We start from the raw sequence: 7,142 nt of genomic DNA on the forward strand, positions 1-7,142 counted from the left end.
GCCTTGTCCAGCCGTGCGAACTTGGCATCGCCCACGGCATCGCGGATCTTGGGCGCCAGCGCCGCCAGGTCTGAAAAACTGCCCGCCCCCTCCACCGCCAGGTTCAGGCGAAAGCCGCGCAGGCCCAGGCTGGCCGTGAGCTCCGTGGCGATGGGATAGGCGTCCTTGTAGCGCTGCTGGTCGGAGCGCCCGCTGCCCTGCACGGCCTCCATCGCCACCGTGGCCTCGAACGAGGTGCTGGATGCCGCAGGAGAAGCTGCGGCAGCCGCCGCAGCGGCCACGGCCTGCCCGCTCCCCTTGGCGGCGGCTGCGGCCGCCACCGCGGCCCCGGCGCCGCTGCTTGACAGCGGCTCCAGCAAGCCCTGGGCAATCAGGGCCTGCACGTCGTCCCGCGTGATGCCCATGGACGCGGTGGCCGCCAGCACCTCGCCCGTGGAGCGCTTGCCATCGAACAGGATGAAGGCCGAACGCTGCCGAGAGGTCAACCCACCATGGCGGTCCTTGAGCGCCTCCTGCCCCGCCTGTGTTTTGACAAGAACCATGTATCCCCCCCGAAATCTCTGAAACCAAGCATCGTGAACGGCTGTCTTGCCGCCTGTGCTTACAGGGTGTCACGTTTGCGGCCCGTTGAACAGTCGGGTTTTTCCATGCCCCTTCGCCTGCGCCGGTTTATTTCCCGGCCTGGCGAAGAGGATGAGCTGCGCAGGGCGGGCGCTCAGATTTCGATGCGCACGCGCGGCAGTTCGGGCGCGGGGCGGGTGATGCGGCTCACCAGCAATGCCACCAGCAAGCCCGTGGGCACGCCGAACACACCGGCCGAAATGGGCTGGATGCCGAACCAGAGCCCATCGGCCAGCAGCCAGGCCGGCAGCAGCGCCTTCACGGCCACCACATGCGAGAGCATGTAGTACACCGCCACGCCCAGGCCTGCGAGCATGCCCGCCACCGCGCCCTGGCGCGTGGTGCCGCGCCAGACGATCCCGAGCACCAGCACCGGCACGAAGGCCGAGGCCGCCAGCGAGAACGAGGCCGAGACCATGGGCAGGATCTCGGCCGGCTTGAGCGCCGCCACGAAGGCGGCCGACAGCGCCCCCGCCAGCAGCGCGAACTTGGTCAGGATCACGCGCTGCTCGGGCGAGGCGCGGCGGTCCGAACCGTGAAAGTACAGGTCGCGCACCAACGCGTTGCTGATGGTGAGCAGCAGTCCGTCGGCCGTGGACAGGGCCGCCGCCAGGCCGCCCGCGGCCACCAGGCCCGAGACCACGTAGGGCAGCCCACCGAGCTCGGGCGTGGCCAGCATGATGAGGTCGGCCCCCAGGCGGATCTCGCCGAACTGCACGATGCCGTCGCCATTGACATCCTCGATGGACAGCAGCGAGGCGTCCACGCGCGCCCACTGGGCCATCCAGGTGGGCAGCGCCTCGAAGCTGCTGCCCACCAGGTTGTGCATGACCTCGAACTTCACCAGCACCGCCAGCGCGGGCGCGCTCAGGTAGAGCAGCGCGATGAAGAACAGCGACCAGCCCACCGACGCACGCGCGCCCGAGACCGTGGGCGAGGTGTAGTAGCGCGTGAGCAGGTGCGGCAGGCCGGCCGTGCCCACCATCAGGCAGAACATCAGCGCCATGAAGTTGCGCCGGCTCAGGTCGAACTCGCGCTGTTCCTCGGGCGTGCCGTCGGGGTCGCCGGCAAAGGCCTGGCTGTGCTGCGGCAGGCCGCCCAGGGGACGGGCGCGCTCGGTGTTCTCCTGCATCTCGCGCGTCCAGCGCTCGCGCGCGGCAGCGGGGTCGCGCGGCAGGGCCGCCAGGTCGCGGCTGGCCAGCACGATCAGGCCCACATCGGCGTTCTGCGCACGCAGCGTGCGGATGCGCTCGCGGCCCTTTTCGCGTTCGCGCTCCAGGGCGGCTTCCACGTCCTTGAGGCGCTCTTCGAACTCCTGCGCACGCTGGCGGTAGACCTGCACCACCTGCTGCTCGGCGGGCGAATCGAGCAGCTGTGCCTCCAGGTCGGCGATCTTGGTGATCTGGGCGCCATAGGCCACGGGGGCCAGCGGGCTGCCCAGCTGCTTGTAGGCCAGCCAGGACACGGGGATCAGAAAGGCCAGCAGCAGCACCACGTACTGCGCCACCTGGGTCCAGGTGATGGCGCGCATGCCGCCCAGGAAGGAGCACAGCAGCACCCCGCCCAGGCCGAGCATGATGCCGATCTCGAACTGCACGCCCGTGAGGCGCGAAGCGATCAGCCCCACGCCATAGATCTGCGCCACCACATAGGTGAACGAGCACAGCACCGCCGCCAGCGCCGCGATGATGCGCGGCCAGCGCCCGCCGAAGCGCACGTGGAAGAAGTCGGGCACGGTGTACAGGCCCATGGCGCGCAGGTGCGGCGCGATCAGCATGGCCACCAGGCAGAAGCCCCCCGTCCAGCCAAGCAGGTAGGCCAGCCCGCCCGGCTGCCCCGGCGTGCCTGCAAAACCCTGCAGATAGAGCGCACCCGAGAGGCTGATGAACGAGGCCGCGCTCATCCAGTCCGCAGCCGCCGCCATGCCGTTGTACAGGGGCGGAATCCGCCGCCCGGCGACGTAGTATTCCTCGGGGTCCGAGGTGCGGCCATAGACGCCGATGCCGGCGTACACCATCACGGTGAGGAACAGAAAGATCGGCCCGATCCAGTGGCGCGACAGGCCCTGGTGTTCGGCCCAGGTCATGAGGGCCAGAAAGCCCAGCACCCCGCAGACATACAGCGCCAGGATGCGGTGCAGGCGCCAGGAATAGGCTTTCTCCAGCGCGCTCTGGCCGGCCGCGGTGGACGCGCTCGCTGGTCCCTGCCTGCGCATGGGCTCAGGCCGTATCCGAAGGGGGCTTGCCGTCCGCCAGGGGCTCGGCATCGAATGCCATGCGGCGCTGCTCGTCCTGCCGCTCGAAGCGGTTCATGGCCCAGGCGTAGACCACCACGATGGCGATGAAGACCAGCACCGCGCCCTGCGCCTCGATCCAGTAGCCCAGCGGCCAGCCGCCGGCCATGAGGAACTGCAGGTCGCGCGCGAAATAGGTGGCAACGAAGGACACCAGCACCCAGACCAGCAACAGCCCGGCCTTGAGCCACAGGTGGCGCACATCGTGCAGATCGGGCGGAAAGGGCCCGGCGAGCTCGGGCTCGGCGGGCTTCACAGGGGAGCGCGGCAGCAGCAGGGACATGGTGTCAGCCAGGAGGTGGCATGGATCCTGGTCCCTGCACCGGGCCTCAGCCCGCAGCCAGTTGCTGCCAGGTGGCCATCACGCTGTCGGGGTTCAGCGAGATGGAGGAGATGCCCTCGGTCGCCAGCCACTGCGCGAAGTCGGGGTGGTCGCTGGGGCCCTGGCCGCAGATGCCGATGTACTTGCCCTGGGCCAGGCAGGCCTGGATGGCCTGGTGGATCAGCGCCAGCACGGCAGGGTCGCGCTCGTCGAAGTCCTGGGCCAGCAGCTCCAGGCCCGAGTCGCGGTCCAGGCCCAGCGAGAGCTGGGTCAGGTCGTTGGAGCCGATGGAGAAGCCGTCGAAGAATTCGAGGAAGCGCTCGGCCAGGATGGCGTTGCTCGGCACCTCGCACATCATGATGACCTTGAGATCGTCCTTGCCGCGCTGCAGGCCGTGCTGGGCCAGCAGCTGGGTGACGCGCTCGGCCTGGCCCAGCGTGCGCACGAAGGGCACCATCACCTGCACGTTGGTCAGGCCCATGTCGTTGCGCACGCGCTTCAGGGCTTCGCATTCCATGGCGAAGGCTTCACCGAAATCGGCGCTCAGGTAGCGCGCCGCACCGCGGAAACCCAGCATCGGGTTTTCTTCCTCGGGCTCGTAGCGGCTGCCGCCGATGAGCTTGCGGTACTCGTTGCTCTTGAAGTCCGACAGGCGCACGATGACCGGCTTGGGGTAGAAGGCGGCGGCGATGGTGGCCACACCTTCGGCGACCTTGTCGACGTAGAAGGCGCGCGGGCTGGCGTGGCCGCGGGCCACCGATTCCACGGCCTTCTTCAGGTCGGCGTCGATCTGAGGGTAGTCCAGGATGGCCTTGGGGTGCACGCCGATGTTGTTGTTGATGATGAATTCGAGCCGCGCCAGGCCCACGCCTTCGTTGGGCAACTGGCAGAAGTCGAAGGCCAGTTGGGGGTTGCCCACGTTCATCATGATCTTGGTCTTGATGGCGGGCATCTCGCCGCGCTGCACCTCGGTGACCTCGGTCTCCAGCAGGCCGTCATAGATGTGGCCGGTGTCACCCTCGGCGCAGCTCACCGTCACCAGCGTGCCGTCCTTGAGCAACTCGGTCGCGTCGCCGCAGCCCACCACGGCCGGGATACCCAGCTCGCGCGCGATGATGGCCGCGTGGCAGGTGCGGCCGCCACGGTTGGTGACAATGGCGCTGGCGCGCTTCATCACCGGCTCCCAGTTGGGGTCGGTCATGTCGGTCACGAGCACGTCGCCGGGTTGCACCTTGTCCATCTCGGAGATGTTGTGCACCAAGCGCACGGGGCCGGTGCCGATCTTCTGGCCGATGGCGCGGCCTTCGGCCAGCACGGTGCCCTGGCCCTTGAGCTTGTAGCGCATCTCGGCCTGGCCCTTGGACTGGCTCTTCACCGTCTCGGGGCGGGCCTGCAGGATGTAGAGCAGGCCGTCGGTGCCGTCCTTGCCCCATTCGATGTCCATGGGGCGGCCGTAGTGCTGCTCGATCACCAGCGCGTAGTGGGCCAGTTGCTGCACGTCGGCATCGCTCAGCGAATAGCGGTTGCGCTGCTCGGTGGGCACGTCGGTGGTCTTGACCAGCTTGCCCGATGCGGCCTTTTCCTCAGGCGTCGAAAACACCATCTGCACCAGCTTGCTGCCCAGGTTGCGGCGGATCACGGCCTTCTTGCCGGCCTTGAGGGTGGGCTTGTGCACGTAAAACTCGTCGGGGTTCACGGCGCCCTGCACCACGGTCTCGCCCAGGCCATAGCTGCTGGTGATGAAGACCACCTCTTCGAAACCGGATTCGGTGTCGATGGTGAACATCACGCCCGCGGCGCCCAGGTCGGAGCGCACCATGCGCTGCACGCCGGCCGACAGGGCCACCACGTCGTGGGCAAAGCCCTTGTGCACGCGGTAGGAGATGGCGCGGTCGTTGTACAGGGAGGCGAACACCTCCTTCATCTTGTGCAGCACGTCCTCGATGCCCACCACGTTCAGGAAGGTCTCCTGCTGGCCGGCGAAGGATGCGTCGGGCAGGTCCTCGGCAGTGGCGGACGAGCGCACGGCAAAGCTGGCCTGGGGGTTGCCGGCGGACAAGGTGGCGAACGCATCGCCAATGGCCTTCTGCAGGTCGGCCGGGAAAGGCTGGGCCTCGACCATGGCGCGGATCTCGGCGCCCACCTTGGCCAGGGCGCGCACGTCTTCGGTGTCCAGGCTCGCGAGCTTGGCGCTGATCTTGTCGGCCAGGCCGTCGTGGGCCAGGAATTCGCGGAAGGCGTGTGCCGTGGTGGCAAAGCCAGTCGGCACGCGCACGCCCTCGGGCAGTTGGGAGATCATTTCGCCGAGGGAGGCGTTTTTACCGCCCACCGACTCGACATCGGTCATTCTCAGGTTTTCAAACGGTACGACCAGGGCGGTCGGGCTGAAAAGTGCAGACATGGGAAAGCTCCAGAAGTTGAAACCGGGTCGTCTGCGCGCCCGCCCCTACCAAGGGGCACCGTGGGGCGAGCGGCCATGCACGGGCGCTGGGGGCTTTGTCGTTGTGGTTGTGGGCCGACGGCGTGCATGGTGAGAAATTTGGATAATTGGCGCGATTGTAGGCCTGCCGCGCCCGGAACATGCAGGAACCTGCTTACGATGCCTGTAGGCCCCGCTCCCCGATCTCTCCACCCAAAGACCCCAGCACCATGCACACCCGCACCGTATTCTTCGTCTCGGACGGCACCGGCATCACGGCGGAAACCTTCGGCAACGCCATCCTGGCCCAGTTCGAGATGAAACCGCGCCATGTGCGCCTGCCCTTCATCGACAGCGTGGACAAGGCGCACCAGACGGTGCGGCAGATCAACCACACGGCCGAGATCGAGGGCAAGAAGCCCATCGTCTTCACCACCCTGGTCAACATGGAGGTGCTGCGCGTCATCCAGGAAGGCTGCAAGGGCATGCTGCTGGACATGTTCGGCACCTTCGTGCACCCCCTGGAGGATGAACTGGGCATCAAGTCGCACCACCGCGTGGGCCGCTTCTCCGACGTGAGCCGCAGCAAGGAGTACACGGACCGCATCGAGGCCATCAACTTCAGCCTGGCGCACGACGACGGCCAGAGCAACCGCGACCTGGCCGGCGCCGACGTGATCCTGGTAGGGGTGAGCCGCAGCGGCAAAACCCCCACCAGCCTGTACCTGGCCATGCAATACGGCATGAAGGCGGCCAACTACCCGCTGATCCCCGAGGATTTCGAGCGCCGCGTGCTGCCGCCCGCGCTGGAGCCGCACCGCAAGAAGATCTTCGGCCTGACCATCCAGCCGGAACGCCTGTCGGAGATCCGCAACGAGCCCCGGCCCAACTCCAAGTACGCCGACCTGGTCAACTGCCGCAACGAGGTGGCCGAGGCCGAGGCCATGATGCGCCGCTCCGGCATCCGCTGGCTGTCGACCACCACCAAGTCGATCGAGGAGATCGCGACGACCATCCTGCAGGAAATACGCCCCGAGCGTCTGGAATACTAGGCCCAGGTATCCGTCCAGGCCTTGAACCCGGCAGCCAGGTCGGGCGGATTCAAGCGCGCCACCCATTGGTTGAGGACCTCGGCGGGCTCGTCGCCGTCCGACACCGCTACCTGCAGCATCAGTGATTCACGCGCGAAGGCCGGGTCTTCGCGGCGCAGCCGCTCCAGCACCTGGAGCATGGTTTCGAGGAGTTGCGCGCGGAACGCATTGAAGGCGGCATCGCCACCTTCGTCCGGCAGCGCCAGCACATGGTCGGCCACGCGGGTGCACAGGGCGTTGAAGGCAGCGTTGGCACCCTCGCCCTCCAGTGGCCATTCCGCAGAGCTGTAGCGGTAGTAATCGGCCTCGTCCGGGTGGCGGGTGGTGAGTTCGCGCACCTGCGATTCGGTCACCATGGCCGGGCACACCGTCATCGCACCGTCGTCGGTATAGAGC

At 67.5% G+C, this 7,142-nt stretch carries 6 protein-coding genes; 1 reads left to right on the plus strand and 5 read right to left on the minus strand.

Annotated features, from left to right (window positions below; translation table 11 throughout):
- The 4 genes from ACK59X_RS05850 to ppsA form a co-directional block, all read right to left on the minus strand.
- Positions 1 to 542: hypothetical protein (locus ACK59X_RS05850; protein WP_409955958.1), on the minus strand; the 542-nt coding region annotated here is incomplete at its 3' end.
- Positions 543 to 715: 173 nt separating this feature from the next.
- On the minus strand, positions 716 to 2,836 hold the full coding sequence (locus ACK59X_RS05855; RefSeq protein ID WP_409955959.1) for a VC_2705 family sodium/solute symporter: 2,121 nt from the start codon (positions 2,834 to 2,836) through the stop codon (positions 716 to 718).
- Between the two features lie 4 nt (positions 2,837 to 2,840).
- The gene (locus ACK59X_RS05860; RefSeq protein WP_409955960.1) at positions 2,841 to 3,197 is read right to left on the minus strand and encodes a DUF4212 domain-containing protein; all 357 of its coding nucleotides are present in this window, start codon (positions 3,195 to 3,197) and stop codon (positions 2,841 to 2,843) included.
- Positions 3,198 to 3,243: 46 nt separating this feature from the next.
- Entirely contained in the window at positions 3,244 to 5,637 is a 2,394-nt protein-coding gene (ppsA, locus tag ACK59X_RS05865; protein ID WP_409955961.1) for a phosphoenolpyruvate synthase, read from the minus strand.
- Positions 5,638 to 5,885: 248 nt separating this feature from the next.
- Here ppsA and ACK59X_RS05870 point away from each other — a divergent pair, with 248 nt between their 5' ends.
- A complete protein-coding gene (locus tag ACK59X_RS05870) occupies positions 5,886 to 6,707 on the plus strand; it encodes a pyruvate, water dikinase regulatory protein (RefSeq protein ID WP_409955962.1) in 822 nt (273 codons plus the stop codon).
- Here ACK59X_RS05870 and ACK59X_RS05875 read toward each other — a convergent pair.
- The coding region (locus tag ACK59X_RS05875; protein WP_409955963.1) for a DUF4303 domain-containing protein at positions 6,704 to 7,142 on the minus strand (439 nt) is incomplete at its 5' end. The two genes, ACK59X_RS05870 and ACK59X_RS05875, sit on opposite strands and share 4 nt — an antisense overlap.

Origin of the sequence: Acidovorax sp. (genome assembly GCF_046339755.1) — a bacterium.
In the GTDB taxonomy this organism is placed as follows: Bacteria; Pseudomonadota; Gammaproteobacteria; order Burkholderiales; family Burkholderiaceae_C; genus Acidovorax.